Consider the following 26,149-nt stretch of genomic DNA (forward strand, 5'->3'; position numbering starts at 1 on the left):
GGGCGCTTACCGCATTGGCGTGAGCGTGGCGGCCAATAATCAGCTCCGCCATCAGCACCGGGTAGGCGAGGGTGAAAGCCAGGACCAGGTAGACCAGCAGGAAGGCCGCACCGCCATTGCTCGCGGCCTGGGTCGGGAACCCCCAGATATTGCCGAGTCCGACGGCGCTTCCGGCTGCTGCCATGATGAAGCCGAAACGCGAGCTGAATTCGCCTCTTGGAGATGCCATAGAATGTTCCGCCAGTGGCCGCCTTATAGTAGGGCAAAGTGTACCACGATGGCCTGCGGACAAGCCTAGGGGCTGACTGCAATCAGGCAGGGATGGGTGGCCGTTTTGCTGCGCTTGTCGAGACCGAATATCTTCATCGCCAGGCGAGGCAGGAACAGCATGGCCTCGGTGTAGATATCAAGGGTGGCAGTGATGGGCGACACCGAGGTCCGCGGGCTGGCCATATTTCCGCGCAGGCTGATGCTGGAAGGAATCTGGATGCTGCGGGATTTCGAGCGCGGGGTCAGCGTCAGGGCCAGGGTTTTTGCCGGCAGATTGAACTCGCCAATACCGGTGGCGATCATGTTGGGCGATTCGATGAAAATGTCTTTCGTGCGGGCCACGCCGTCATCCACGGCGAACTGGGCCATTGCGCAATCGAGATAGGTCGATTCTTCCCGCGCGGCACCGGAAAACAGCCAGGTGAGTATCCCTGTCGCCAGCACATCGTAGGCCGCGCCCTCGACGGTGGCGGCCTCCAGTGCCACGCCCACAGTCCCGTCCAGCTGGCCGAGGAGCTCCGCCCCGGTCAGGCCCTGCGCGCTGAGTCCGCCGCGCATGTTCAGGGAACCGCTGATGTCGGTATCAATACCCAGGTCCCGGGAGAGGGTGTTTAACGGAATCGACTCTGCCTGGCCGGCGACACTGATGCCCGGGGGGGTCACACTGATGTCGATGACGCCCCGTATCTGTGCCGGTGCCCTGTCGTAGACAAAGTCGAACTCCCGCAACAGGTAGGTGGTGCCGGCGCCGGTAATGTGAATATTGATATCGTCAAAGCGGCTCTGATCTCCCTGCAGGCTGCCCAGTGCCAGCCGCAGGTCCACGGGGTAGCGTGGCGCAAGCTCCAGTATCTTTTGCATGGAGGTGTCCCCGGCGACAGGTTCCAGCAGCTCCGCCGGCCGGTAAGTCGCCTCTTCGGTGCCCTCGGCCTGTAGCCCGAGATCGCGCAGCCTTGCCAGCGGTGAATCCAGGCTGGCGCTGAGCCCTGTCAGCTTGCCGTTGCTGTGGGTAGCGTCCAGTTGGAGATTGAGTTCGGTTTCTCCCACCCGGCTGGCACTGGACAGCCTTGCGGTGGTGCTGTCCATGGCGAGCGTCAGGCTGCCGTTCACCGGCGCCAACGGCAGACCACTGAGCGCCTCCAATACCTCGCGACTGTCGCTGCCGAACTGCAGCGCCAGTTCACCCTGCAACAGGTCCGGACTGTAGTCTGCTGCTCCACTGAGCTGGAGTCGCAGCGGAGAGGACGCCGGGCTGGTTAGCTTCAGGTCTGACAGGGCGTACTGGTTGCCGGCGACGGCGATGGTGAAACCTCCGCTCAGCGTGCCTAGCTCTATGGGAGGCGTTGCTCCCGGCACCAGCAGGTCAAGGAGCGCGTCCACATCCATACCTTCAACCGTGTTGTCGAGGCTGAGCTCGCGCGCGCCCGCGAGGTCCCGCGCACTGCCCCGGGCGGTTATGCCCAGTTGCGTGCCCGACAGTGTGGCGTTGATGTTTTGCAGGTCCAGGCGCTGATCGCGCTGTCGCGCCGTCGCTTCTATCTCCACCCTGCCCAGAGGCGGCAGTGCCAGCCCGGTCAGCCCGGACAGCGCCCCCAGCTCTGCGGCCTGCATCCGCAGGCTGGCCTGGCCACCCCTGGGCTGGTATTCCTCGGCGCGGTGCAGTCGCAGGCTCGCGTCCCGGAACGATACAGTCAGCTGTTCATGAAGGACCTTGCCGTGACCTGCAGTGAGCGCCAGTTCTGTACCGGTACCGTTCAGCCCTGCACTGGCCTCCAGGGCAAAGCCGGTCGGCAGCGTTTGCCCGAACCAGGCCGCCGGAGCCGAGAGGTCCGGACTGGCGGCAGCGAGCTCCAACTTCACGCCCTCTATGCCTGCCGGATCGCCAACCCTGTCCAGGTCAATCCGCGCCACCTCGCCAGCCACGCGCAGCAAGGTGCCATCGGCGACTCCCAGTTGCGCCTTGATATTCCGCAGGCTGAGACCGCCCGATGCTTCCTCCAGCTGCGCTGACAGCTGCCAGGGGCCGGCATCAATGCCAATGGGCTGCCCCAGCCAGGGGTCGAGCACCCCCAGCCCGGGGGCAAAAGCGTGCAGACTAAAGCTGGTGCCGGCAGGCAGGCGCGGACTGCCGAGGCTGCCGGGGCCGGAGGAGCCGTTCAGGGTAATCCACAGGCCCTCGCTGCTTTCGGTGACTATGGTGAGCTGGTCGTTGGCGGTCGCCGCCAGCGTTCCTGACAGTGCAATACTGGCCCTGATCCCGCCCAGCGGTGACAGGTCGAGATCGAGCCAGCGCAGAAAGTATTCGAGCGAGTCCATTTCTCCCGATGCGATAAGAGCCAGCTCCGGGTCCGCGCTGTCTCCCCGCTTCAGGTCGCCGCTCGCCTGGAAGAAATAGGCGGGACGGTTGTCCAGCTCGAACCCTGCATCGCTGAGTTCAAAAGTTTGCAGATCGCCAGTCAGCCGCCCGCGCACTGCCAGGGCGCCCGCCAGCGGCGGCGCACCGGGAAAGGCTGCGAGTAGCGCGGATATCTGCGGGAAACTGGCATTGACTGCCAGATCGTAGCGCACTGATTCTGCGTCGGCCTCAAGCATACCCTCGAGCTGGGCCTCGCTGTCCACCGTTTCCAGTCCCGCCTTGAAATTCACTCCGCCGCGGTTGAGTTCCTGGCGGATTGAAGTCAGCGCAAGCGAAACGTTCAGTGGTGAAGCGTCGATATCCGCGCGCAGTGTGGCGGCGAATCCATCGCTGCCCGTGCGTTGCCCCGACAGTCCCTGAATCGGAAAGATTGACACATCACCGTGCTGGTTGATGACGTGGATGGTGGCGACCTCAAGTTCCCGGGGCAGGAAGCGCAGGTACTGCAGCCACTGTTCCGGAGTGGGGTCCTCGGCGGCGTCATCCGCGGCCACATAGACGATGACACTGTCCGCGCTGAGAGCGGTGTCTACCAGGTGCCGCCTCCAGAGGTCACGCAGACTGCTTCTGCCGCTGAACCCGAGGACCGAAATCAGGGCGGGGCCTTCTACACCCTGCTGGTAGAGATGCAGTGCCTCCAGGCTCAGGCCGACGTCTCGCGGGCGGGTTTCCAGGCCCCGTAGCTCCAGTCTGTAGCTGGTGAAACGCTCCACCCCCCACTGCAGTGTGGGTGTCAGCAGCGCCGGTGAGTGCAGCAACGTGGCGCCAGTCGCCAGCAATGCCACCAGCAGCACAACAGGCAAAAACCACAGCTTGCGCATGTCCACCACGCCGAAAAATCCAGTTGGCGACAGTGTAACACGCGGCGACCGCTGAACTTGTTCATCGAAAGCGGTGTGCTATCATGCCGCCGCGCCGGATTCGGTGCCCTCCCGACATGCCCGGGTGGTGAAATTGGTAGACACAGGAGACTTAAAATCTCCCGATCATTGCGATCGTACCGGTTCGATTCCGGTCCCGGGCACCACAGTCACTTAGTTCGATACCAGCCCTCCGGGCACTAGGCGCGCTTGCGGTCCTCGTCGAGGTCACTGAGGAATCTATCCAACAAGGGCTTTTCCGCATGAGGCATAACCACCACATGCGCCAGTGATTTTCCGTGCGACTCTGATGCCTTTACGGTCGCCAGGGTCCACTTCTTCTTCAGCTCTCGCGAGAACAGATTGTCGAAGTACACCGTATTCGAACGCCGGTCGGCCAGCACCGGATTGAACTCGGGAAAGTGGCTCTGCATCTCGGCCAGCAGGTAGCGCGCGTTGTCCAGCACCAGCCTGGCATCGCGTTCCTGCTGCAGCAGGGACTCCGCGGTACAGAAGTAATGAAATTCCGCCGGTTTTACCGCATCCCGCGAGCAGGTGATGGTGCCGGGCACGTGGGAGATGTAGGCCGGGTCATGGACCGATGCAAACAGTTGCCGAAATTCCTCGAAGTCCTTCTTGCCTGCTACAAATATCCCAGCCGCGCCGGTGTAACCAAAAAACTTGTGGCAGGACACCGCAATGGAATCGTAACGCTTGCCGGACTTGCCCAGTTTATGGAGGTCGGCGGCGTAGTCGGTGGCGTGCAGGTAGCCACCAAACAGCGCTGCATCAAGGTGAATATAGGATTCGTAGCCCTCCAGGGCCGCGTTGATCCCGTCGATATCGTCAACCGCGCCCTTGAGTGTAGTACCAATGGTGGCCAGGATGAGGGCGGGGGCGTCACGGTTGTCTTGCAATTTGGCGCGCAAATCAGCCATGTCCATGGCCCCGGTGTCGTCGGTGGCAACCAGGACTTCCTGCATGGCCAGCAGGTCGCGAATGATCTGGATCGAGTAGTGCGCTTCTTTGGTGTAGTACACGCGCGGAGTGACACCGGTCCTGGCCTTGAGCAGGGTGCGCCCCACCAGCGCTCCGTGGGCGTTGCTGTCGGTGCCGCTATTGGAGATAAAGCCCCAGATATCGTCGGCGGGAAAGCCGTAGCGGGCGCCGAAGCGGGTAACGACATCGGCTTCGAGAAACTGCGTGTCAAAGCCTCCGGGACTATAGAAGGGATCGCCAACATTGTTCATGTTGCGCTGACCCACGTCCACCGAGGCCAGTTGCTCACGCCACTTGAAGAAGCCAGCCGGCGGCTTGTTCATATTGGCCGGGTAGCCGAGAAAAACTTTCGGGTCATGGTTCTTCAACCACTCGCGGCGCGAGCGCAGGTAGGACTGCGCATTGGCGTCCGCGACGCCGGCTGGCGTAGCCGCCGCGACAGCAGGGGGCGGGTCAACAGCAGCGGGTGGCGAGCAAAGCGCTGTACCTGATGCCGCCAATATGCTGGAACCTACAAGAAAGTTGCGTCTTGAAAGCATGGATTCCCTCCAACTGACAGATGTGGCCAGCGGCTCGGGGCCGGTAACCACTTGCCTTTACACTATAGTCCATGGAGCGCCGCCGTACCTTCCAGGGTGGCGCGGGCGGAAGGTGAAGGTCCCTGCCGCCAGCCGCAACTCGTGAACCGGTACGGTCGTAGCGACCGATGCGCCTGAACATCAATCCCGGCCTCGCGCGCCAGTCGCGGACCTTCTCCGTTCTAGTCCGTCCCGGCCTCTGCGTCTGCCTCTGCCACCAAGGGCTTGCGCCACCAATAGCCACCTCTGCCCATTGCCTGCCAGGTCCAGCGCAGCCAGCCGAGCAGGGCAGAAGCCAACCAGACTGCCCACAGCAGGATCGCCACCCGGTACACCCAGAGTGGCGCGCTCACGATGCTGGTCTCGGGCAGGCCGGGCGCGCTGTGGTCAACAAACCAGCGCAGGCCGGTACTGCTGGAGCCGTTACCCGTGACCTGCATTTCGGGTTGCCCCAGCAGGCCGGCGGGGATCACGCTCACCAGCACCAAAAGCGCCAGCACGGTCAACAGGCCGAGCCCCAGCTGTGCGCCGTTGCGCTGTCTCCCCTCCAGCGCCGCGCCGTTGCGCTCGCGCCAGTCCACCGCCAGCAGCCAGCCCACAACCAGCACCAGTGCCGGCCAGGAAACGGTTGAGAATCCCAATCCCAGCAGCAGCCAGTGGTGCAGGCGCAGTGGTGTCCGGCCGCTCCGCGAGAGTGCGAAAGCGACCAGCAGCATTACCGCCAGGGCGGCCCAGTAGAGCACTGCCGGCCCCAGCAGGGGGCCTCCTGTCCACAGTACCCAGCGGTGGTCGGAAAGCGTCGCGTCGATACTGACATTGGCAGCGGCCACGCCGAGGTCAGGGCTGGCGCTGCGCCACACCAGTCCCGCGCCAGTGGGCTGGTGCCAGCGGACGGTCAGCTGCTGCTGGCCGGGCGCAAGCGCCAGGCGCAGCTCGCCACCCTCAGCCTGCAGGTTCTGTGCCCGCCCGTCGATGCTTGCCTCGAGCAACTCTGCATCCGCCGGCAGCAGCACGGTGTGGGTCCCCGCACGGGTGGCGCGCAGGCTGCTGTCCAGGGTGTACTCGGCACTCCGGGCACCGAGGCGGATATCCAGTACCACCCGATCTGCTGCCAGCCAGGGACCCTCAAGCGGGGCAATGGGCTCGATGTCCAGTACCAGGGTTTCCCCCGGCAATGGCCGGTAGTGCTGGGTACCGCCGGGATCGCGGATGGCGACCGAGGGTGAGCCAGCGGCATCCACTCGCCACAGGCCCGAGCTGCTGATCCGCCACTCTTCGCTGCGTGCATCCAGCTCGCCGGCGGTGATCTCAAGGCGGGTCACCGGCGCCAGACTCGACAGCCACTGCCGCTGTCCCGTACCCTCGGCCAGGGTCAGTTCAACCTCCCCATTGCGCACGGCCAGGGAATCGTCGAGGGGGTTTTCGCCGGGCCATAGCGGAACCGTGAGCACCAGGTTGCCGGTAACCGGCGCGAGACGTTGCACCCGGGTATGCAGGCGCCACTCACTGCCCAGGTGCAGGGTGCGCTGAAGGTGGTAGAACGGTCTGGCGTCAAGTCCTCGGCGGCTCAGTACCGGACTGTCCGCAGCCTCGCCCGCCATCAGTTGCTCCCGGCGCAGCTCCAGGGTGTCACCTGCCAGGCGGCCCGCGCCGACTCCGGCAGCGCTCCAGCCGGGACCGGTATTGACGACAACCGCCCGCGGCGGGCTGGCAAACTGCAGCGCAACCCGGTCCGCCCCGGTCAATCCCGCGCGGAGTTCGACACGATGCACGCCGCGTTCCAGCCACAGCCAGCGCTGGTTGTCGCTCTGGCGCAGGCTGCGGACCTCTGCGCCATTGACCCTGAGTTCCAGCAGCTGCCAGTCGGGTTGTACCCGGGGCAGCGCGAGGCCCGCATCGGTATCGGCATGTACGTCCAGCCGCAACTGCAGGGTGGCGGCGTCGATGCTGAGCACCAGCGCGGACAGTTCCACGCAATCCGGCGCGCAGGCGGGCGGTCGCAGCAGCCACTCCCGCAGTGCCTGCAACTGGGCGGGGGGCGGCAGTGCACTCTCCGCCGCGCTGGCCTGGGGAGGCAGCAACAGCACGCTCGACAGCAATACCAGTGCCAGGGACGCCGCCCCGCCGCCGCCAACCGCGCGCGGAGCAGGCGTTTGCGCCCGCAACCAGCGCCAGCACAGGGCGGCCAGCGCCAGCACAGTCAGCACCCGCAACAGGCCGGTGAGCCAGCGCGGCAGGATGATCAGGCGCATGGTCTGCTCGGCGACCACCGGGCCACTCCAGCTCAGTTCGGCGCGGCGCCAGCTCCAGTCAGGCTGCCCTGGCCCGGCGAGGGCCTGCGGGTTGATTTCCGCGGCCACGAGGGGCTTGCCGGGGAGGGCGGAAGAGGGCGCCAGAGCTGGCGAGGCCAGTTCACGTGTCGCGAACATTTCGCCGGCGGAATCCAGTTTGGCGCTTGCCTCGGCAATGTCCCGGCCTGTGCTGGCGATCGTGCGGTGCAGCGGTTGGGCCTGCTCGACCTGGTACAGCTCCAGCTGTGGATACATCGCCAGCCGCAACTGGCCGGCGATAAAAGGCAGGGCTACGAGGACCAGCCCGATCACCAGAGCCCGGTAGAGGGCCCCGACACTGCGCGCGAACAGACCGCTGTCTCCCACCGCCTGGCGCAGCAGTTGCACGCCAGCGGCACTGCCCAGCAGGTACAGCAGGGCCGGGTAGTCCGGGTAGGCCAGCGCCAGCAGGACCAGCCCCAGCAGGCCCCAGCGCCGGCCCAGCAGGCGCCCCAGCAGCATGCCGGCCAGCAGTACCAGGAACAGGTCAAGCAGGTTCCAGCCGGCGAGCCAGGTGTCCGGCGCGCGGTCCGCGCCCGGTGCTGCGACCAGTAGTTGGCCGGGGGGCAGGTGCAGGGTGGTGTCGACACTGGCAAAGGTCTGGTCCCAGCCGCTTACCCGAATCTGTCCGGCGGTAGGTACCCTCGCACTGGCCCGCAGTGCAAGCTCCACGCTGCGCAGCTCGACGCCAGTGCTGCCATCCGATCCCTTGCTGAGTGGCTGCGGCACGCCATCGAGTTCTGCCCGCAGCAGGGTCCAGGGCACGTCCTGTTGCAGCCGCTGCAGGCCTCCGGTGGTGCCGGTGATGCTGTCAGTGACCTGCAGCACGGGCTGGTGGAAATCCAGCCAGGCCTGGCGCTGGAGGCTCAATCGCGGGCGCCCGGCACTGCCGAGGCCACGGCTGCGGAGCTCGGTGGCGAGCGTTTCACCGGCGGTGAGGCGCCAGGCAGGTAGTTGTTGCCAGGGTTCCGGAATGTTCTCCTGCAGCGGGTCTACAGCGCGGGCCCCGCCCAGTTCCAGGGTGCGCAAGGCGGGGTCCGCGGCGAAGCTCCAGAGTTCGCTGGGGGGCCAGGGCGGGTCGCCGGCGGTCGCGCCGAGGGCGGGGAGGGGAGAACGGGCCCGGGCGAGTATCGTCACGCTGTGTTGTCCCGGTCGCAGCAGCACAAACAGGCCCTGCTCTGGGTGCAGGCCGGCTTCCAGCGAAGAGGCCAGGCTCAGGGGCTCGAAATCCGCTGGTAGCACCGGTCCCAGCGCCAGTTCCCGCAGCGCGCCGGACACGGTGAGCCGGAGCCGGGTTTCCAGCAGCATCGGGACACCGTCCTCAACCCTGCGAAACACCTCAATCTCGAGCGCATCAGCCGGCACAGAGCGGGCACCGGTAGTCCTCGGCAGCCCCAGCCAGAGTCCCTGTTTACCGCGCTCGGGGGCCACCCGGTTCTCTCCGTCCACCGACAGAGCAACCCAGCCGTAGAGCCCGGGCAGCGGCAGGTAGTTGGGCCGCTGCAGCCAGTCGAGGCGCCCGTCTATTCGGTGGGTGCCCGGCGGCAAGCGCAGGGCGGGCAGATTGTCGCGGCTCACCACTGGCCAGGGCTGGCCATCTACCCGCACTGCGCGCGGCCAGGTCTCGACATTTCCGGGCAGCGGCAGCCAGTCGTCCGCGTACAGCGTCGCGCCGCCGCGGAAAGTCGCCCCGTTGCTGTCCACGGTGATATCCAGCCGCGACGGCCAGGCGCAGGCCCAGGCTTCCGGGCGCGGCAAGCGGTCAGGGTGCAGCAGGGGGCAGCGGTGTTCGGGTATGTCCCTTAGCACCCAGTCCTGCCATGCCTGCAGAGGCTCCGGTACGGGCAAGGTCTGGGCCTGCGCCCAAAGCGGCAGGAAAAGCAGGGCAAGCAACCTCAACATATTATCCTCCTGAGTCCGGCGCCGGGCGCGCTGTCAGCTGGTCGAGTCCCTCACTCTTGCGCAGGTTGAGATCCACCTGAGGGAAGGCGATCTCGATATTGTGCTCGCGGAACAGGCGGTCAACCTCCCGGTTGAGCTCATCAATGGCTGGCAGGCGATCGCCCACATCCTTGACGTGCACGCGCAGCTCGTGATCCAGGGTGCTGTCACCAAAACTCAGGAACAGTACCTGCGGGGGCGGTTCCTTGAGGCTGTGCGCGTTGGCGCTGCCTATTTGCAGAAGCAGCTTCCGTGTGAGTTCCAGGTCGGAGCCGTAGGCAACTCCCACCCGGACCGTCACCCGGGTGATAGTGTCGTGCAGCGACCAGTTGACGAGCTGCCCGGTGACAAAATTCTTGTTGGGAACGATGATTTCCTTGCGGTCAAAGTCGGTAATCGTGGTGGCCCGGATACGGATCCGGCTGACGGTGCCCGACAGGTCGCCTATGGTGACGACATCGCCGATACGCACCGGGCGCTCGAACAGGATAATGATCCCCGAGACTGCGTTGGCGAAAATTTCCTGCAGGCCGAAACCCAGGCCCACACTGAGCGCAGCAACCAGCCACTGCAACTTGTTCCAGCTGACACCGAGGGCGGCGAGCCCGCTGACAAAGCCCACGCTGACGATGACATAGCTGAGCAGGGTGGTTACAGCGTAGCTGCTGCCCTGGCGCAGGTTCATCCGCGACAGGACCAGCACTTCGAGCAGCCCCGGCAGGTTGCGGGCGAGAGTGACGGTAAAGATGATGATGATCAGCGCACCCAGCACATCAGCGACACTCATCGGAGTCAGTTCGGGGGCGTCGCTGGTGCCGGCGTTGTACTGCCAGAGAGTAACGGAATCCAGGTAGGCCGTGGCGCTTACCAGATCTGACCAGATCAGGTAGATAAGCACCGAAAACAGCGCCAGCATCCCGAGCTTTGCCAGGCGCAGGGATTGCTCGTTGACCTGGTCAATCGCGAGCTCGGGTACCTCCACCGCGACCTCACTCTCGGCGCTGTCGCGCTTCAGCACCGCCTCGCGCCGCGCCAGGGCACGCTGGTAGGCGAGGCGACGCCCGGCAACGCTGAGGTTGCGGACGATGGTGCCCTCGAGCAGCATCCACACGACGATCAGGTACAGGGTGTACCAGTACCTGTGGGCGAGGTTTACCGCCGTATACTGGTAACCCCAGATAGTCATGCCCGCCAGGAACAGGGGCGTGGCAGCCAGTAGCAGAGTGATGCCGAAGTGGGCGGTTTTCGAGCTGTACAGCGGTTGCGTGCTCCACATGCTGCGTCCGAGCAGCATGCCCAGCAGGGTCATGCCAACGATGATTGACACTCGCCCCAACGCGTCCTGCTCCTGATACTCGGGCAATTCGACGTTGACAGTGGTGACCAGGACCAGCGGCAACAGGATCCAGGCTATGTTGCGCACCAGGGTGTGGAGTTGCTGTACCAGGGTGTTCTGCCAGCGGAAGTGGCGTCCAGCCAGCCCCGCCGGGTCCAGCACCCGATACAGCAGGTGCAGTACCAACCACGCCAGGGCGAGCTGCACAAGCGCCATGCCGGTGACCGGCATGAGCGGCTCCAGCTGCCGGCAGACCAGGCCCGCGGTCACCAGCACCAGCGGTACGGGGATGACCTGGATCGCGGTCAGCAACAGTGCCAGCGGCGTGTGCAACGTGGTGTCGCGGCGAAAATGCCGGACATCGTCATGCAGTGTCGCCAGCCGCAATCGGAGCTTACGCCGCAGCAGAGCATAAACGCCAAGCAGCACCAGTGCCGGTAGCAGCCAGGGCCAGTTTCTGAGCAGGCTTGGGAGTAGACTGCCGGTCAATCCGGTCAAGTCCAGCTCCTGCCATTGGGATTTCAGGTTTAGCGGCAGGGCCCGCAGCCAAACGCTGTCCACCGGGCGGGTGCTGGCGACCCAGATCAGCTGATCATCGATTCTGCTGTGCAGGTTGTTGCTCAGGGATCGCAAGCGCTGCTGATTCAACTGCAGGGCGATGGCCTGGCTCAGCCGGGCACTGGTAATGGGCTCCAGCTGGGTAACCAGGCTGGCCCGGTTGGTTATTACTTGTTGCAGGTCTGGTCGCAGCGCTTCCCGCTGCTGCTCCGGCAGCGCCGCGAGTAGCCGGGTCACCATTTGCTCCGGGTCTTCCAGTTCGCTCTTCAGGGCGTTCAGTTCGAACTGTCGCAGCCTCAGATCCGCGATGCGGTCCGCACTGGTCAGGGTGCCCTGAACCCGCGGCAACGCCCGCTTCTGCTGGTGCAAAATGCGCGACAGCAGCACGCTTCCGCGCAGGACTTCGATCTGCTGTTCCAGCGCCTGCTCTATCTGCAGCAAACTTTCGATCTGCTGGGCCGCGGCGATACTGCTGCGGGTCAATTCACCGACGTTGCCTGAAGCAGCCAGCAGCTCCTCGCTCAGCTGTTGGTTGAGCTGTACTTGCTTGCGCAGCAGTTGGTGGTCGCTGGTGAGGTGGAGCGTGTCGGTGGCCTCGGAAACCGCCAGCAGCGATTCCTTGCGGCGAGCCTCTTCCAACAGGTCCTGCAGGGTGTCGGGTTCGGTTTCCAGAGCGCTGATCTGGCGCCGCAGCAGGGCCCGCTGCGCCTCGGCAAGCTCCTGTAACACGGCGTTGCTGAGCAGTTTGCGCCGCATGAGGTTACTGGTCTCAAGCAGGTGTTGCTGCTCCGCCTGGAGACGACTGATGCGGGCATTGCGAAGCCGGCTTTCCGGCTGTCGCTCCAGTTGCCGCAGCTGGTCATTGAGTTCCTGTTCACGGCTCTGGTTGGCCGCGATCTGCGCCTGTACCGTTTCCGGGCGGGTCTGGGCGGCGACCAGCTCGCCGTTGACCGTCGCCAGCTCGCCCTGCAGGTCAAACATGGTGCTGACCTCGCCCCGCAGCGTTTCCTCAAGCGTTGCGACGTCCGCCCGACGGAATTTTTTCCGTATGCTCTCCGCGGTGGGGGAATCGAGGCGTCCCAGTTGCTGCCGGTACTGGCGTATCCGCTCGGGAGCCTGCTCAATCCGGGTGTTGAGGCTGGCCTGATTTTCCAGCAGCGCATCGCGCTTGTGCAGGAAGTCTATCGCTGTCTGGTACAGCTCCTGCAGCTCCTGCTTCTCGGTATCCGACTGGCTGGTTTCGACGGCCTGCTTCAGCTCCTCCTGCAAAGACTCAACCCGGATGGCATCAGCACCAGCCAGCTGCGGGAAGAGCCAGGCGAGCAGCAGCACACCGACGATTCGGCCAAACCTGAACATGGGCAAGACTTCCAGCTAGAACAGGGGGCAAGGGTAGTCTGCCTGTGGCTGTTTGGGAAGAAGCTGGTATTCTTTGCCCACATCAGCCACCACCGCGCAGGAGCCCACATTGGAACAGGCACTCAGGACCATGCTTGGCATGCAGGACCGGATGAACACCCGGGTCCATCCGGACTGGATAGGCCAGGATTTTGCCTGGTACCGCGCACTCTGGATCGAATGCGCGGAGTTGATCGAACACTATGGGTACAAGTGGTGGAAGAAACAGGCGCCCGACCTGGAGCAGGTGCAACTCGAGGTCATCGACATCTGGCATTTTGGCCTCTCGGCCCTGTTCGCTACGGGTGACAGCATAGACACCATGGCCGCAAACATAGCGGCGGACGTCGGCGATTTCCGGCCCGCGGGGCTGGATGTGCGCGAGGCCACTGAAGCGCTGGCTCTGCACGCCCTGCAAAGCAAGGGTTTTTCTCCGCGCCGCTTCTGGGAGCTGATGCTGGCCTCGGGGCTGGATTTCGACGGGCTGTACAGCGCCTATGTCGGCAAGAACGTGTTGAATTTTTTCCGTCAGGACCACGGTTACCAGGACGGCAGCTATCAGAAGCTGTGGCAGGGTCGCGAGGACAATGAACACCTGGTGGAGGTGCTGGCGGCGCTGGACAGCAACGCGCCCGACTATGCCGAGAGCGTCTACGCAGCCCTGCGGGCGCGTTACCCCGGCACCGCGGCGTCCGCCAGGGCATGAGCGGCGAGGAGGAGCGCCTGTCCACCACCGCCTTGGCGCGGGCCCTGGATATTCCCGTGCAACAGCTCTTCGTCACCCTCAAGGACTACGGTTGGATCGAGCGCCACACCGACACCTGGCTGCTGACACCCAAGGGGGAGTACGAGGGTGGCCGTTACCGGGACAGCAAGCGCTTCGGGCGATATATCGTCTGGCCCCCGGCGCTGGTACAGCACCCGCTGCTCAGCGCGATCGAGTCCAACCAGCGCATCACCGCGAGCCAGATGCGGCGCTATTACCCGGGGCTGCAGCCGCGACAGCTGAATCGCGCGCTGGCCGAACTGGGGCTGCAGCAGCACAGTATCCTGGGCTGGGAGCTGACGGAGTTTGGTCGCCAGCTGGGTGGGCAGCAGACGGAGAGCGAGAGTACCGGTGCATTCTATGTCAACTGGCCCCACGAGATAGTCGACCACCCGGTGATTCACCGGGAACTGGAGCGTCTGTCGGGCGAGCCCGATTGCGCCAGCGGCGAAGGCCTGCTGCCGGCGCCCGATCCGGTGGCGCCGGATCTGTTTGCCACCGGCAGCCCCGGCGCCCCCTCTGGCGGGCAAGGTTGCGGTGGCATCGATGGCCATCGCACCGGCTCCCGGTTGCAGGCACTGGTGTGCAACTGGCTGTACCTGGCACAGCTTGCCCACGCCACCCAGCGCGCGTTGCCGGTGGAGGAGGACCTGCATGCGGATTTCTTTTTACCTGCGGGGAGTGTCTATATCGATTGCTGGCACGAAGGGGCGGCCCCGGGCCGCCTGTCTGCAAAACTGCGCAACAAGGAAGTCTGCAAGGAAAACCGGCTGCGCTACCTGGAAGTCAAGGATAGCGACGCGGAACGCCTGGACGAGGTTCTGGGGCGCGGCCTGCTGGCATTCGGCATTCGCTGCTAGGCGGGACGCTGGAGCAGTACCCCGCACTCCATGTGGTCGGTGTAGGGGAACTGGTCGAACAGGGCCAGCGCTTCAACACGGTGGGTCCGGGTCAGCTCCGACAGATTGGCGGCCAGGGTCTCCGGATTGCAGGAGACGTAGAGTATGCTGGGGAAGCGTTGCACCATCGCGGTCGTGGCGGGGTCCAGCCCCGCTCGCGGCGGGTCCACAAACACGGTATTGAGCTGGTAGTCGGCCAGCGGTCGGGGCAAATCTGCCAGGCGCCGGAATTCGCGCTCGCCATTCATTGCCTGGGTCACTTCTTCCGCGGCCAGGCGGATCATCTGCACGTTGCCAATACCGTTCGCCTCAAGGTTCCACTGTGCCGCGCGGATGGACGTCTTGGCCAGTTCGGTGGCGATGACCTGTTCAAAGTGCCGGGCCAGCGGCAGGGTAAAATTGCCGTTGCCGCAATACAGTTCCAGCAGATCGCCTGCGAGAGGTTTGGCGTGGCGACAGGCCCACTCGATCATCCGGATGTTGACCGCGGCGTTGGGCTGGGTAAATGCCTGTTCGTACTGCCGATAGCGGTAGTTCCGACCCTCGATGGGCAGCTGCTCGGTGACGAAATCGCGGCCGATAACCTCCTTCTGCTTGCGGCTGCGCCCGACCACGGCTATGTCCAGCTCGCCTGCCAGCGCTTCCGCCCTCAGCCGCCAGGCGCTATCCAGGCGTCGGTGATAGACCAGTGTGACCAGGGTGTCCCCCGCCAGGGTGCTGAGAAATTCGGCCTGGAACAGCTTGTGGCGCAGTTCTGGATCCTGCCGCAATCGCGCCTGCAGTACCGGCATCAACGCCTGGATGCGCTCGCAGGCAATGGGGAAATGATGCACCGGCACCGGGGTGCCGGGTTCGCCGCGGCGGAACATCACATAGTCCAGGCTGTCGCCATCGTGCCAGATCCGAAACTCGGCGCGCATGCGAAAGCCCGTATCCGGCGATGGGATCACCTCGGCGTCCGGTGCGCCGAAGCCGCCGAGCATTCCTTGTACCCGCGCGGTCTTGTTGGCGAGCAGTTCGCGGTAACGGTCGGGATCAAATGTACTCAGGGGCATGGGCGCCTACAGGCAGTTGTCGGGTTTCGGAAGACCGGCGATTTTGCTGCCGAGCTTGGCTGGCGAGCCGGGAAAAAGCGCCAGCAGGTAAATACTCTTGCCCTTGTCGACACCCAGCCTTTGCGCCACCCATTTTACCAGTGGGCGCATGGCGGGAGAGCTGTCGAACTGCAGGTAGTAGTCTCGCAGCAGGTCGATGATTTCCCAGTGGGCGCTGGTGAGGCGGATATTCTCTCCCGCCGCGATCTGTTCCGCGACGTCCGGAGTCCAGTCCCGGAGATCCCGCAGGAAGCCCTCCGGGTCGAAGGCGCTGTCCGGCAGCATGGCGCTAGTACCAGGCCAGCTGGCGGCTGTAACGTTCGCTGAGAGCGACAAAGCCGTCGTCGTCCACCAGTATGGCATGGGGCGTCAGACATTCCCGCACCCCGGCCAGGGCCGCGTCGGTGTCGAGTACGAACAGGCTGGCGCCGCTGTCAGCGAGCAGGGCTGCTGCTTCACTCCCGGCCAGTGCAGCATAGACACCGTCGCCGAGCAGCAGCAGGGCATCGCCGGGCGCCAGCACGGCGAGGCAGTCGCGCAGGGCGGCGTGGGCGGGCGAGCGGCTGAGGGTATGCAGAAGCATGGCTCAAAATCCCAGGACGTGGTCGTGGCTGGCCATCAGTTCGCGGATACCGGCTGCGTCCAGCCACCGGGCGCTGGCGGGCAAGGTGTCCGGGGCTATGCCGAAGGCGCTGGCCGCGGCGGAGTCGACGTACACTGCCTCGATATCGTAGAGCGGCAGCGAGTCGATGACCTTGCGCAGATTGCGTACTCCCGCGGCTCGGCTGTCCTGGGCAGGCAGCAGCTGGAGTACCCCTTCGCCCTGGAACAGCAGTGTCACCGGCTGGTCGAAAGCCGCCGCCGCCAGCGCTGTATCCAGTGCCGAGCGAGGCAGGCTGCTGCCGGGGTGGGCGTGACGGCTGACGACCAAAATGGATTTGCGTGAGTGCTCTGCCACCGGGCTCATCCGAACGTCACCAGGCGATCCGCTGTCTGGGCGGCCTCCACCAGCAATCCCAGGCCGCCCAGTTCGAAGGCCGGATGCACGGTAGCGGCGGGGCGCTCGTGGCGAGTGGCCTCGGTGCTGTCCAGCAGGCCGCGCTTCAGGGCCGAGCTGACACAGAGGATAAGCTCGGTCTGGTGCTCTTCTGCCAGCTGCGCCCACTGCTGCAGGGGAGACTGTTCATCCTGGGGAGTCACAGCGGTGGCGAGACCTGTGAGGGTGCCGTTGTCGAGGAAAAATACCCGCTGCAGGCGGTGTCCCCGGGCCAGCAAGGCGCGCGCGAAGCGGGCCGCTGTCAGGCTGCTGTGGCCCGAGGTGGGAGAGGCCAGCACCAGCAGGGCATAGGTCAGGGGCATGTCAGCCAGCCAACAAAAAACCCCGGCACTGGCCGGGGTTCGAAGGCTGCGCGACCCGTGTTTCAGTCATCGCCGCCCAGCGCGGTGAGCAGGTGCAACATGTGGATGAACAGGTTGTAGATGTTCAGGTACAGCCCCACGGTGGCGCGGATGTAGTTGGTTTCACCGCCGTGGATGATCCGGCTGGTATCAAACAGGATCAGGCCGGACATGATCATGACCACCGCGGCGGAGATCGTCAGGGACAGCGCCGGGATCGCCAGGAAAATGTTCGCAATCATGGCAACCACTGCCACGATCAGCCCCACCATCAGGAAACCGCCCATGAAGGAGAAGTCCTTGCGGGTAGTCAGCGCGTAGGCGGAGAGCCCGAAAAATACCAGCGCAGTGCCGCCGAGGGCCTGCATCACCAGGGCCGGGCCGCCAGGCATGGACAGGTAGTGGTTCAGCATGGGACCGATGGAGGCGCCCATGACGCCGGTGAAGGCGAAGATGGCCAGCAGCCCCTTGCTGGTGTCGGCCATCTTGTGAACCACGAACAGCAGCCCGAAACCCACCAGCATGAGGACCAGGGCGGCGCCCTGGGGCAGGCCAATGGCCATGGAGATTCCCGCTGTGATCGCGCTGAACAGCAGGGTCATCCCCAATAGCATGTAGGTGTTCTTCAGCACCTTGTTGGTGCTGACGACAGACTCCATGCCCGCTGTGTTCAGATTGTAGAAGCCTTTCTGTTCCATTGCTTGCTGCTCCATTGCTGTGCACACGAAGGTGCGTTCAACCCTTGGACTCAATGGTAGAGACAAAGTTTCCAAAAACCAACTGTTTCCGGTCTGGCCGCAGACGATTATAGCCATAATAATCAAGTGGTTATTTGCTGCTCGCCGGGCTGGTGCCGGCGCCCGACAGCGCCGCGCCAGGCCTCCGATACGACATCGATCCGTATGGATTGGTAGTCCGAGTGCCGTTTTTTGCCTCGCAGGCGCTGCGGATTGCCTGCACTCACTTCGCAGGCACCGGGCGGGCGCTTTAGACTCTGTCTCGACTGGGCAGTTGCGGCCGCGGCTGTGCACATTCCGCAAGACGTTATGAGGATAGGATGTTATGAAAGTACTGGTTGTAGGTGGCACAGGCCTGATCGGCGGGCATGCGGCGTTGTACCTGGCGGACAAGGGGCACGATGTAACCCTGATGGCGCGCTCTGCGCCCTCAGTCCCGGCGCTGGCGCGTCTGCCTTTCATTCCCACCCATTACGTCGAGGACGACGTGGCGGACGGTCGCCTGGCTGGCTTTGACTGGCTGGTGTTTGCCGCCGGCGTCGACATCCGGCAACTGCCCCAGGACGGTTCCGTCACCGAGGAGGCATTCTACACACGCTACAACAGCGAAGGCATTCCGCGGTTCTTTGCCGCGGCCAAAGCGGCGGGCATCCAGCGCGCCGCCTATATCGGTACCTTCTACCCCCAGGTGGCGCCGGAGAAGATCGAGACCAGTCCGTATGTGCGCTCCCGCGCGCTGGCCGACGAAGCCATCCGCGCCATGAGCGACGACAGTTTTGCCGTCTGCAGCCTGAATGCGCCCTTTGTGCTGGGTCACCTGCCGGGGCTGGAGGTGGAACACCTGTACTACAACTACCTGTATGCCAAGGGCCTTATGGAAGGCGTGCCAATGTTCGCGCCGGAGGGCGGGACCAATCACATCACCACGCCATCCCTGTCGGAAGCGGTGCTGGGCGCCCTGGTGCAGGGGGAACCCGGGCGCGCCTATCTGGTGGGCGACGAGAACCTGACCTGGAAGGCCTATTTCGAGCTCTGGTGTGACGCCGTGGGCAACCCTCAGGATCTGGTCGTGCGCAGTGAGGAGCACCCGCTGCTGCCGGACATGATCATGTTTGCCGGCCGCGGCGCCACGGTCAGCTATCAGCCAGAGGGCGTGCAGGAGCTGGGCTATGGCACCGGCCGCGTTGCTGCAGCTATCGCCGAGCTGGTGGCGCACTACGAGGCCCGCCAGTGAACCGGCAAACGCTCCCCGCGCAGCTGGCCGCGCACTATGCGCGAGCGGTGGATGATCGCGATTTCGCCGCGATGGAAGGGATCATGTGGCCGGAATTTACCCAGGAGGGGCCCGGTTTTGGTGCTGACTCCCGGGCTGTCTTCATCGGTAACCTGGAGTTCCTGCGCCAGTTCGACAGGACTTTCCATCTGCTCGGGCAAGTCACCGGCAGCTGGCAGGACGATGTCTATACCGGCGAAACCTACTGCGTGGCTTCACATTTTTACCAGCGTGAAGGCCGCCAGTTGTGCCTGGATATGTATATCCGCTACCAGGATGTGATCGAAGTTCGAGCTGGAGAGGGCCGCTACCTGCAGCGCAATCTTGCCGTGGTTGCCCAGGACGAGCGCGAGCTGCGAACACCGTCCTTTGGCGGTTAGGGGCCCCACAAGGGCCCCGTTTTGGCGTATGCTTGCGCGCTTGTTGAAGGCATCAGCGCTGCGCTGAAAGGATATTGCCTGTGAAAAGCCGCCTGTCCAGAGTTCGCCTGCCCGCCCTTGGCGCCGGGCTGCGAGCTGGCCTTGGGGCCGGCTACGGCCTGGCGGGCCTGCGCGCCGACGTCATGGCAGGGCTTACCATTGGCACGGTCGCCATCCCCCTGTCCATGGCGCTGGCCATAGCCATCGGCGTGGCACCCCAGCACGGTCTCTACACAGCCATTGTTGCCGGCGCGGTGATCGCACTTGCGGGTGGTTCACGCTTCAATATTTCCGGCCCCACCGCCGCGTTCGTGGTCATACTCATCCCCATCGTGCAACAGTTCGGCCTGGGGGGGCTGCTGCTGGCAACGATGATGGCGGGGGCTATTCTGGTTGCTTTCGGGGTCAGCGGTCTCGGGCGCCTGGTGATGTACATCCCTTACCCCGTGGTGCTCGGCTTTACCGCCGGTATTGCGGTGGTTATTGCGGTGCTGCAGCTGCCCGACTTTCTGGGCCTGGTGATCGCGCAACCCGCAGACCACTTTCCCGAAAAAGTCGCAGGTATTGTCACGGCACTGCCGGGTATCAGCCTCGCCGAACTGGCCAGCGGAGCCTTTACCCTGGCCATACTGCTCACCTGGCCGCGACTGCGACTGCCCGTGCCAGCGCCGCTGGTGGCCCTGGCGCTGGCCGCAGGGGCAAGCTGGGGCCTGGAGCGACTGCTGGGCACCCCCCAGTTCTCGGTGGAGACCATCGCCTCCCGCTTCAGCTGGTCCGTGGGCGACCTGTCCGGCAGCGGCATCCCCCCGGTGCTGCCCGAACTGGTGCTGCCCTGGCGCTTGCCGGGGGCGGACGGAGCGCCGCTGCTGGTGGACTTCAACCTGTTTCGCGCCCTGCTGGGCCCTGCCATGGCGATTGCCATCCTGGGTGCGATCGAATCGCTGCTTTGCGCCGTTGTCGCAGATGGCCTGACCCACACCCGCCACGACTCCAACGCAGAACTGGTAGGGCAGGGTTTCGGCAACCTGGTGGCGCCCCTGTTCGGCGGCATTACCGCCACCGCCGCGCTGGCGCGCACGGCCACCAGTATTCGCAGCGGTGCCCGTTCACCGGTGGCGGCGCTGGTCCATGCGCTGGTGGTATTGGCAGCGCTGACCTTCCTCACCGGACTCCTCGGGCTGGTACCCATGAGCGCGCTGGCGGCGCTATTGCTGGTGGTTGCCTGGAACATGAGTGAATCCCGCCATTTCAGCCACACGCTGCGCTCCGCCCCGCCCGGTGATGTCGCTGTGCTGGTGGTCTGCTTTCTGCTCACCGTGCTATTCGACATGGTGATCGCGGTGGCGGTGGGTATCGGACTCGCCGCGGCGCTGCTGATCGGTCGCATGGCAAGCCTGAGTCACACCCGGCAGCTGCAGAAGGCAGCGGAGCCTGTGTTGCAGGATTTACCTGACAGCGTCGCAGTGTACGACATGAACGGGCCCCTGTTTTTCGCCGCCGCCGAGCGGGCGCTGGCGGCGCTGCGGCTGGTGGACCCGGAAGTCAAGGTCGTGATCATCGACATGGGGGATGTGTCGACCATGGATTTCACTGCGATAGTGGCGCTGCAGTCGCTGATCGCCGACATGAACAGCCGCGGTGTCGCCCTGATCCTGGCCGGGTTGCCGGCACGGATTATTCTCAAGCTCAAGCGAGCGGGCGTCCACCCGCGCAGAGGGCAATTGGCCTGGGTCTCAAGCCTGACCCAGGCGGGCACCCGGGCCAGGCGCTGGATCGCATAGGAGCTGGTCTCAGGCGAGGACTTCCAGGCCGCGCTCGATGCACCAGAGCGCCGACAGCGCGCCGAGCAGATAGACCGGAACCGGTTGCAGCCTTGGCTGCCACTGGCCCGGTATTCGCCGCAGGCCCCGCCACAGCAGCAGGATCAGGAGAATAAAGCTGATCTGCCCCAGCTCGATGCCGATGTTGAAGAACAGCAGGGCCAGGGGCACATTGCCCGCGGGCAACCCGGTCTCCGCCAGGGCACCGGCAAAGCCCATGCCATGCAGCAGGCCGAAGCCGCCGGCCAGCCACCAGGGGTGACGCCGGAACAGGCTGCGCTCATTGCCCCGGGTCAGGGCCACTGCAAGCCAGAAGATACTGATCGCGATCGCGAGTTCCACCAGCGCCACCGGATAGTCGAAAAAGCCCAGGGTTACCAGCGACAGGGTGATGCTGTGGCCGGCGGTGAAGGCAGTGATCGTCCACAGCAGGCGGGCCCCGCCGCCCACCAGCAGGAGCAGGCCGAAAACGAACAGCAGGTGATCGATTCCGGTCCAGATGTGATCGACGCCGAGTACCGTGTAGTCCGCCATCACCCGGCCAGTACCGGGTTCCTCCGGCACCGTGAACGCGGGCTGCTCCGCGTTCAGCACCTGTTGGTACTGGCGCCCGTCAAGCAGGTTCAACATCAGCATGACCGTGGACTGGTTGGCTGCGAGGCCGCTTACGCCCAGCACCTGGCCCACCAGCCCCCCGTCGCCCAGGCCGGCGCAGCGCAGCTGCATGCTGGTAACCAGGCCGGTGCCCTCGGGCTGGGGCGGACTGGCGCTGGCAACCGTGCAGCCCTCGGGCCAGGTTGGCAGCAGGGGAACCGGGCTGGCGGCCTGGGCCGGGGTCTTCCAGACCACGTTGTACGACCCCGGCGCCAGTTCGACGATCTGCAGCAGGGTGGGGGCGAAGCGGTGCGCCAGGGCTGCGCTGCCCAGGCAGCTGCAGAGCAACAGGATGACGATTCTGGTCAGCTGCAAACGCCGCTTCACAACAGCAACTCGTAGTCATTGGCGAGCCCGGCGACGGCTGCCGCCAGTGCCCGGTTGCGGGCCTCCAGCTCGAGGTCACGCTGGAGCAGGGGGCGCACTTCCTCCAGTTCCGCAGGTCGCGCCGGGGTCACGTTTTCGATCCAGACGTAGTGCCAGCCATAGGTAGAACGCAGCGGGCCGTGCCATTGTCCCGCGACCGGATCAGTCGCCAGCAGATTGCTGACGAACACCGCACCAAAAGTCCGGCCCAGCTGGTCCGGGGTCTGCTCGCGGAAGGTATTGCCGAGCAGGAAAGGCGAACTCAGGTCCAGGGCCGCTTCCGGGGCCATGGCCTCAGATTCAATGCGCGCCACACCAGCCGCCAGCTCCGGCTCCCGGTCGCGGTCGAAATAGAGTTGCAGCAGGGTGTAGCGTGGCGGGCGCCGCAATTCCTGTGCGCGCGCGGCAAAGGTTTCCAGTATCGCCGTCTCGGACACGGGCTGCGGCGGGTTCGCCGCCAGCAGCAGCTGTTCCATGACCTGCACCAGGCGCCGCCGGACCACCTCATCTCCCAGGTGCAGGCGCAATTCCAGGGCGCGCCGGAATAACTCTGCATCGGTGTCACCCTCTGCGGCGAGGCCCAGAAACCGCATGTTAAGCAGCAGGCGCTGGTAGACCACCGGGTCCTGCCGGTGCAGGTTCAGGCCGAGCGCGTGCTGGAACAGCATGTCCTGCTCAAGCTCCGCCCGCAGCAGTCGCTGCAGCTCGGCTCCGTCCGGACGCCGGCCAGTGGCCGCCTGCCACTGCTCCAGCAGGGCCTCGACACGCGCTTCGCTGAGCGGTCCGACACTGGGCCGCGGGGTTGGAAACAGCAGTCCCTGGAGCCAGAACAACAGAGCGCCCAGCAGCAGGAAATGGAGCCATGGGCGGCGGAGAATGACTTTCGGCAAGCGTGCGTCTCGTGCGAATCAGGGGCAATAAACAAGCTGTCGCATGGTCGCACTGTACGATCGCAAAGACCAGAGATCCCGCCCCGCAATACGCATCAGTCTGAGGTATTGAACAGGAAACTCCCTTCCATCCGGATATCCGTGGAGTACTATATACTGATTTGCATTCTCCTCCCGGAAACCGTGCCTGTGCCCTGTCCCGACCAGCCATGAATCATCTCGCGCATGCCCTGCTCGCGGGGCCCGATCCCTGCCATATTGTTGGCAACGTTGCCGGAGACTTCCTCAAGGGGCCTCTGGCCGGGCTGGCACTGCCCGCCAGCATCAAGCAGGGTGTGCAACAACATCGGCGAATTGATGCGTTCACTGATGGCCACCCGCTGCTGGCCGAGCTCCGCAACGGCTTTCCGCCGGCACAGCGCCGGTATGCCGGCATCGTGCTGGATGTCGCGTTTGATCACTACCTGGTTCGCCACTGGACTCGCTTCAGCGGCAGCCCGCGGCGGGAGTTCCTGCGCGACACCTACAGCATGCTTGCGGAGCACCAGTCGCTGTTGCCCGACCCCCTGGCAGCTCACGTGCCGCGCCTGATCGCCCACGACTGGCTCGATCGCTGTGCGAACATGGCGGGCGTCGAGGCGACACTGCAGAGCATCTCGGCGCGCCTGCGGCGGGACAATCCGCTGTCACGGGCGGCAGCGCTGATTGCGGATCGGGATGCCGAGCTGGAGGCTGCATTCCTCGCTTTTTTCCCGGAGGTGCTGGACTTTGCGGCCGCAGACCGGGATTGATGCTGGTCCAATGGCTGTTTTTTTCCTCAACTCGTCCTATTATTGACGAACAAGCTTAGTGAGGTCATTCCCGTGTCTGGACAGGTCAGGGTCAACAACAGTGGCGGCATCACCGCCTTTCTCGGCAAGTTTCCCTGGGTGCTGCTGGTCGTAGCCTTTCCGGCGGTCATGTACCAGCTGCAGGTCGACATGACGGCACAGATACACTTTGGATTCATCTACATGGGCATCGGGGTATTCGTCCTGTTCGTGGAGTTTTTCAAATCCGGTGATATCAATACCGCTTCCTTCCTGCTCGATTTGTTCTGGTCCATCGTTTCGGTGATGCTGGGGACGGCCATGCTGACCTGGTTCCTGCTGGAGGGGCGTCCTGCGAGCGGGGCCGGCGCAGGGTGGCAACAGCTTAACTATTTTCACTGGTTCGGTTGCGCCATTGTACTCGGCGATGCCCTGATCAGCCCGTTCAACGCCTTTCGTACCGCGCTGCGCAATCTCGGTCTCGGCACATCGGTGTGATTCTGGCGTCCGCGCTGTCGCGGGTCACCCTGGCCCGGTTGCCGGGCTGCTGACCGGCCTTGCATGAGCGACCCTGCCTGGCACACACTATCCGCCGCTGAGCTGGAGCATACCCTGCAGGTCGACGGGGATGTGGGCCTGGGTTCGGAGGAAGCCGCGCAACGGCTTGCGCGGCACGGCCCCAACCAGCTTGCCGAATCCCGCCTGCGCTCCCCGTGGCTGATAGCTCTGGAGCAGTTTCAGGACTTCATGATCCTGGTGCTGCTGGCAGCCGCCCTGGTTGCCGGCCTGATCGGTGACTGGGTTGATACGGTTGCCATTCTCGTCATTGTCATTCTCAACGCCGTCATTGGCGCTGTGCAGGAGTTCCGGGCGCAACGGGCGATGTTGGCCCTGAAAGCGCTGGCCACGCCAAGCGCAACCGTACGCCGCGGCGGCGAGATCGTGGAATTGCCTGCGGTTGACCTTGTGCCCGGGGACCTGGTCCTGCTGGAGGCAGGCAGCCTGGTGCCGGCGGACCTGCGGCTGCTGCAAACTGCGGACCTGCAAGTGGATGAGTCCATGCTGACCGGTGAATCCACCGCTGTTCTGAAGCACGTGGACCCACTGCCTGGAGCCGAACTGCCGGTTGCCGAACGGGCCAATATGGTGTTCAGGGGCAGCCAGGTAGGCAGTGGCAGGGCGGCGGGGCTGGTGGTCGCGACTGCCGCAGCGACCGAACTGGGGCGCATCGCCGACCTGCTGGAGAAGACCCCGCAACTGAAGACACCGTTGCAGCAGCGGCTGGCCCGCTTTGGCCGTCGCCTGGCGCTGGTGGTGCTGGCGATTTGCGCGCTGATTTTCACGGTAGGCCTGCTGCGCGGCGAGCCCACGCTGTTGATGTTCCTGACGGCGATAAGCCTGGCGGTGGCCGCCATTCCCGAGGCCTTGCCCGCGGTGATCAGTGTTGCGCTTGCGCTGGGCGCCCTCAGCATGGGGCGCCAGCGCGCCCTGGTACGCAATCTGCCCGCCGTTGAAACTTTGGGTTCGGTCACTTTCATCTGCACCGACAAGACCGGAACCCTGACCGAGAATAAAATGCATGCGGAGGGCTTTGTCGTCGACGGCAGCCATTCCACTGCCATTCCCGCGGCTGCCGAGCGCCTGGGGCTCGCCCTCTCGCTTAGCAACGATGTGGAAACCGGCGCTGACAACGCGTTGCGCGGAGAGCCGACGGAAGTTGCCCTGTACCGCGCAGGCCTGGACGCGGGCTATGACAAGCAGTTGCTGGCGGAGCAGTGGCCACGCATTGCGGAGCTGCCCTTCGACTCCACGCGCAAGCGCATGTCCACGCTGCACGCCGGAGCGGATGGGGTACTGCTGTTCTGCAAGGGAGCGCCGGAGCAGGTAGTGCCGCTGTGCCTGTCGCTCGAGGTTGACGCAGTGCTGGCCCAGGCCAACGACCTTGCGGCAGAAGGCTACCGGGTGCTGGCCCTCGCTGCGCGCGAGCTCGATGCGCCACCGGCGGCAGATGCAATGCCGGCAATGGAGAGCGACCTGACATTGCTGGGCCTGGTCGCGCTGATTGATCCACCGCGTGCCGAGGTGCCCCAGGCGGTGCAGGACTGTCTGGCTGCGGGCGTGACCCCGGTGATGATTACGGGCGATCACCCGGCGACTGCGCTGGCGATCGCCCGGCGCCTGGGGATTGCGGACGACGACGCCCAGCTGCTCACCGGCGTGGAACTGGCGAAGCTGTCCGACGAGGCACTGCAGGCACGAATACGTCAGCTGCGAGTATACGCGAGAGTCAGTCCGCAGCAGAAAATCCGGATTGTCGAGGCGTTGCAGGCGGCTGGGG

Annotated in this window: 20 protein-coding genes, 1 tRNA gene and 1 pseudogene; 9 read left to right on the top strand and 13 right to left on the bottom strand. The window is 64.7% G+C overall.

Annotated elements, in window-relative coordinates:
- Both RJQ10_RS17085 and RJQ10_RS17090 read right to left on the bottom strand, forming a co-directional pair.
- Nucleotides 1-229, bottom strand: a pseudogene (locus RJQ10_RS17085) (sodium-dependent transporter); the annotation flags it as partial.
- 65 nt (nt 230-294) lie between these two features.
- Nucleotides 295-3,507 (bottom strand): AsmA family protein, encoded by a 3,213-nt coding sequence (locus RJQ10_RS17090; protein ID WP_350148609.1) that lies wholly within the window; start codon nt 3,505-3,507, stop codon nt 295-297.
- A 118-nt stretch (nt 3,508-3,625) separates the two neighbouring features.
- Between RJQ10_RS17090 and RJQ10_RS17095 the strand changes: the two genes are divergently transcribed.
- A tRNA-Leu gene (locus RJQ10_RS17095) sits at nt 3,626-3,713 on the top strand.
- 33 nt (nt 3,714-3,746) lie between these two features.
- Here the strand turns inward: RJQ10_RS17095 and RJQ10_RS17100 are convergent.
- The 3 genes from RJQ10_RS17100 to mscK all read right to left on the bottom strand — a co-directional run bounded on the left by RJQ10_RS17100 (nt 3,747) and on the right by mscK (nt 12,647).
- On the bottom strand, nt 3,747-5,084 hold the full coding sequence (locus RJQ10_RS17100; protein WP_350148590.1) for a pyridoxal-dependent decarboxylase: 1,338 nt from the start codon (nt 5,082-5,084) through the stop codon (nt 3,747-3,749).
- 221 nt (nt 5,085-5,305) lie between these two features.
- Nucleotides 5,306-9,355 carry a hypothetical protein gene (locus RJQ10_RS17105; protein WP_350148591.1) on the bottom strand — a complete coding sequence of 1,350 codons (4,050 nt, stop codon included), beginning with the start codon at nt 9,353-9,355 and terminating at the stop codon, nt 5,306-5,308.
- A 1-nt stretch (nt 9,356) separates the two neighbouring features.
- A complete protein-coding gene (gene mscK, locus RJQ10_RS17110; protein ID WP_350148592.1) occupies nt 9,357-12,647 on the bottom strand; it encodes a mechanosensitive channel MscK in 3,291 nt (1,096 codons plus the stop codon).
- A 109-nt stretch (nt 12,648-12,756) separates the two neighbouring features.
- On the opposite strand from mscK, the gene RJQ10_RS17115 reads away from it, so the two are divergent.
- Together RJQ10_RS17115 and RJQ10_RS17120 are read left to right on the top strand one after the other, a co-directional pair.
- Complete coding sequence (locus tag RJQ10_RS17115) at nt 12,757-13,392, top strand: dUTP diphosphatase (protein ID WP_350148593.1); 636 nt, start codon at nt 12,757-12,759, stop codon at nt 13,390-13,392.
- A complete protein-coding gene (locus tag RJQ10_RS17120; protein WP_350148594.1) occupies nt 13,389-14,312 on the top strand; it encodes a hypothetical protein in 924 nt (307 codons plus the stop codon). The genes RJQ10_RS17115 and RJQ10_RS17120 overlap by 4 nt, the downstream gene beginning before the upstream one ends.
- Here the strand turns inward: RJQ10_RS17120 and trmA are convergent.
- The 6 genes from trmA to RJQ10_RS17150 all read right to left on the bottom strand — a co-directional run bounded on the left by trmA (nt 14,309) and on the right by RJQ10_RS17150 (nt 17,541).
- Nucleotides 14,309-15,406: a tRNA (uridine(54)-C5)-methyltransferase TrmA gene (gene trmA / locus RJQ10_RS17125; RefSeq protein WP_350148595.1), complete on the bottom strand. Its 1,098-nt coding sequence runs from the start codon at nt 15,404-15,406 to the stop codon at nt 14,309-14,311. The two genes, RJQ10_RS17120 and trmA, sit on opposite strands and share 4 nt — an antisense overlap.
- A gap of 6 nt (nt 15,407-15,412) precedes the next feature.
- The gene (locus tag RJQ10_RS17130) at nt 15,413-15,730 is read right to left on the bottom strand and encodes a TusE/DsrC/DsvC family sulfur relay protein (protein WP_350148596.1); all 318 of its coding nucleotides are present in this window, start codon (nt 15,728-15,730) and stop codon (nt 15,413-15,415) included.
- 4 nt (nt 15,731-15,734) lie between these two features.
- Complete coding sequence (gene tusB, locus RJQ10_RS17135; RefSeq protein ID WP_350148597.1) at nt 15,735-16,028, bottom strand: sulfurtransferase complex subunit TusB; 294 nt, start codon at nt 16,026-16,028, stop codon at nt 15,735-15,737.
- Nucleotides 16,029-16,031: 3 nt separating this feature from the next.
- Nucleotides 16,032-16,412 carry a sulfurtransferase complex subunit TusC gene (tusC, locus tag RJQ10_RS17140; protein ID WP_350148598.1) on the bottom strand — a complete coding sequence of 127 codons (381 nt, stop codon included), beginning with the start codon at nt 16,410-16,412 and terminating at the stop codon, nt 16,032-16,034.
- Complete coding sequence (gene tusD, locus RJQ10_RS17145; protein ID WP_350148599.1) at nt 16,409-16,804, bottom strand: sulfurtransferase complex subunit TusD; 396 nt, start codon at nt 16,802-16,804, stop codon at nt 16,409-16,411. Before tusD ends, tusC begins: the two co-directional genes overlap by 4 nt.
- Before the next feature lie 62 nt (nt 16,805-16,866).
- Nucleotides 16,867-17,541: a Bax inhibitor-1/YccA family protein gene (locus RJQ10_RS17150; RefSeq protein WP_350148600.1), complete on the bottom strand. Its 675-nt coding sequence runs from the start codon at nt 17,539-17,541 to the stop codon at nt 16,867-16,869.
- Between the two features lie 364 nt (nt 17,542-17,905).
- On the opposite strand from RJQ10_RS17150, the gene RJQ10_RS17155 reads away from it, so the two are divergent.
- The 3 genes from RJQ10_RS17155 (at nt 17,906) to dauA (ending at nt 21,053) form a co-directional block, all read left to right on the top strand.
- On the top strand, nt 17,906-18,814 hold the full coding sequence (locus RJQ10_RS17155; protein ID WP_350148601.1) for an NAD-dependent epimerase/dehydratase family protein: 909 nt from the start codon (nt 17,906-17,908) through the stop codon (nt 18,812-18,814).
- Nucleotides 18,811-19,233: a nuclear transport factor 2 family protein gene (locus tag RJQ10_RS17160; protein ID WP_350148602.1), complete on the top strand. Its 423-nt coding sequence runs from the start codon at nt 18,811-18,813 to the stop codon at nt 19,231-19,233. The genes RJQ10_RS17155 and RJQ10_RS17160 overlap by 4 nt, the downstream gene beginning before the upstream one ends.
- An 80-nt stretch (nt 19,234-19,313) precedes the next feature.
- On the top strand, nt 19,314-21,053 hold the full coding sequence (dauA, locus tag RJQ10_RS17165) for a C4-dicarboxylic acid transporter DauA (RefSeq protein ID WP_350148603.1): 1,740 nt from the start codon (nt 19,314-19,316) through the stop codon (nt 21,051-21,053).
- Nucleotides 21,054-21,062: 9 nt separating this feature from the next.
- Here dauA and RJQ10_RS17170 read toward each other — a convergent pair whose 3' ends face one another.
- Together RJQ10_RS17170 and RJQ10_RS17175 are read right to left on the bottom strand one after the other, a co-directional pair.
- Nucleotides 21,063-22,061: a HupE/UreJ family protein gene (locus RJQ10_RS17170; protein WP_350148604.1), complete on the bottom strand. Its 999-nt coding sequence runs from the start codon at nt 22,059-22,061 to the stop codon at nt 21,063-21,065.
- A gap of 8 nt (nt 22,062-22,069) precedes the next feature.
- Nucleotides 22,070-23,002, bottom strand: a complete 933-nt coding sequence (locus RJQ10_RS17175; protein ID WP_350148605.1) for a peptidylprolyl isomerase — start codon at nt 23,000-23,002, stop codon at nt 22,070-22,072.
- A gap of 209 nt (nt 23,003-23,211) precedes the next feature.
- Here RJQ10_RS17175 and RJQ10_RS17180 point away from each other — a divergent pair, with 209 nt between their 5' ends.
- The 3 genes from RJQ10_RS17180 to RJQ10_RS17190 all read left to right on the top strand — a co-directional run.
- Nucleotides 23,212-23,793: an acyl carrier protein phosphodiesterase gene (locus RJQ10_RS17180; RefSeq protein ID WP_350148606.1), complete on the top strand. Its 582-nt coding sequence runs from the start codon at nt 23,212-23,214 to the stop codon at nt 23,791-23,793.
- Nucleotides 23,794-23,865: 72 nt separating this feature from the next.
- A complete protein-coding gene (locus RJQ10_RS17185) occupies nt 23,866-24,309 on the top strand; it encodes a hypothetical protein (RefSeq protein ID WP_350148607.1) in 444 nt (147 codons plus the stop codon).
- 63 nt (nt 24,310-24,372) lie between these two features.
- The coding region (locus RJQ10_RS17190) for a cation-translocating P-type ATPase (RefSeq protein ID WP_350148608.1) at nt 24,373-26,149 on the top strand (1,777 nt) is incomplete at its 3' end.

Origin of the sequence: Haliea sp. (assembly GCF_040222615.1) — a bacterium.
Classification (GTDB): domain Bacteria; phylum Pseudomonadota; class Gammaproteobacteria; order Pseudomonadales; family Halieaceae; genus Haliea.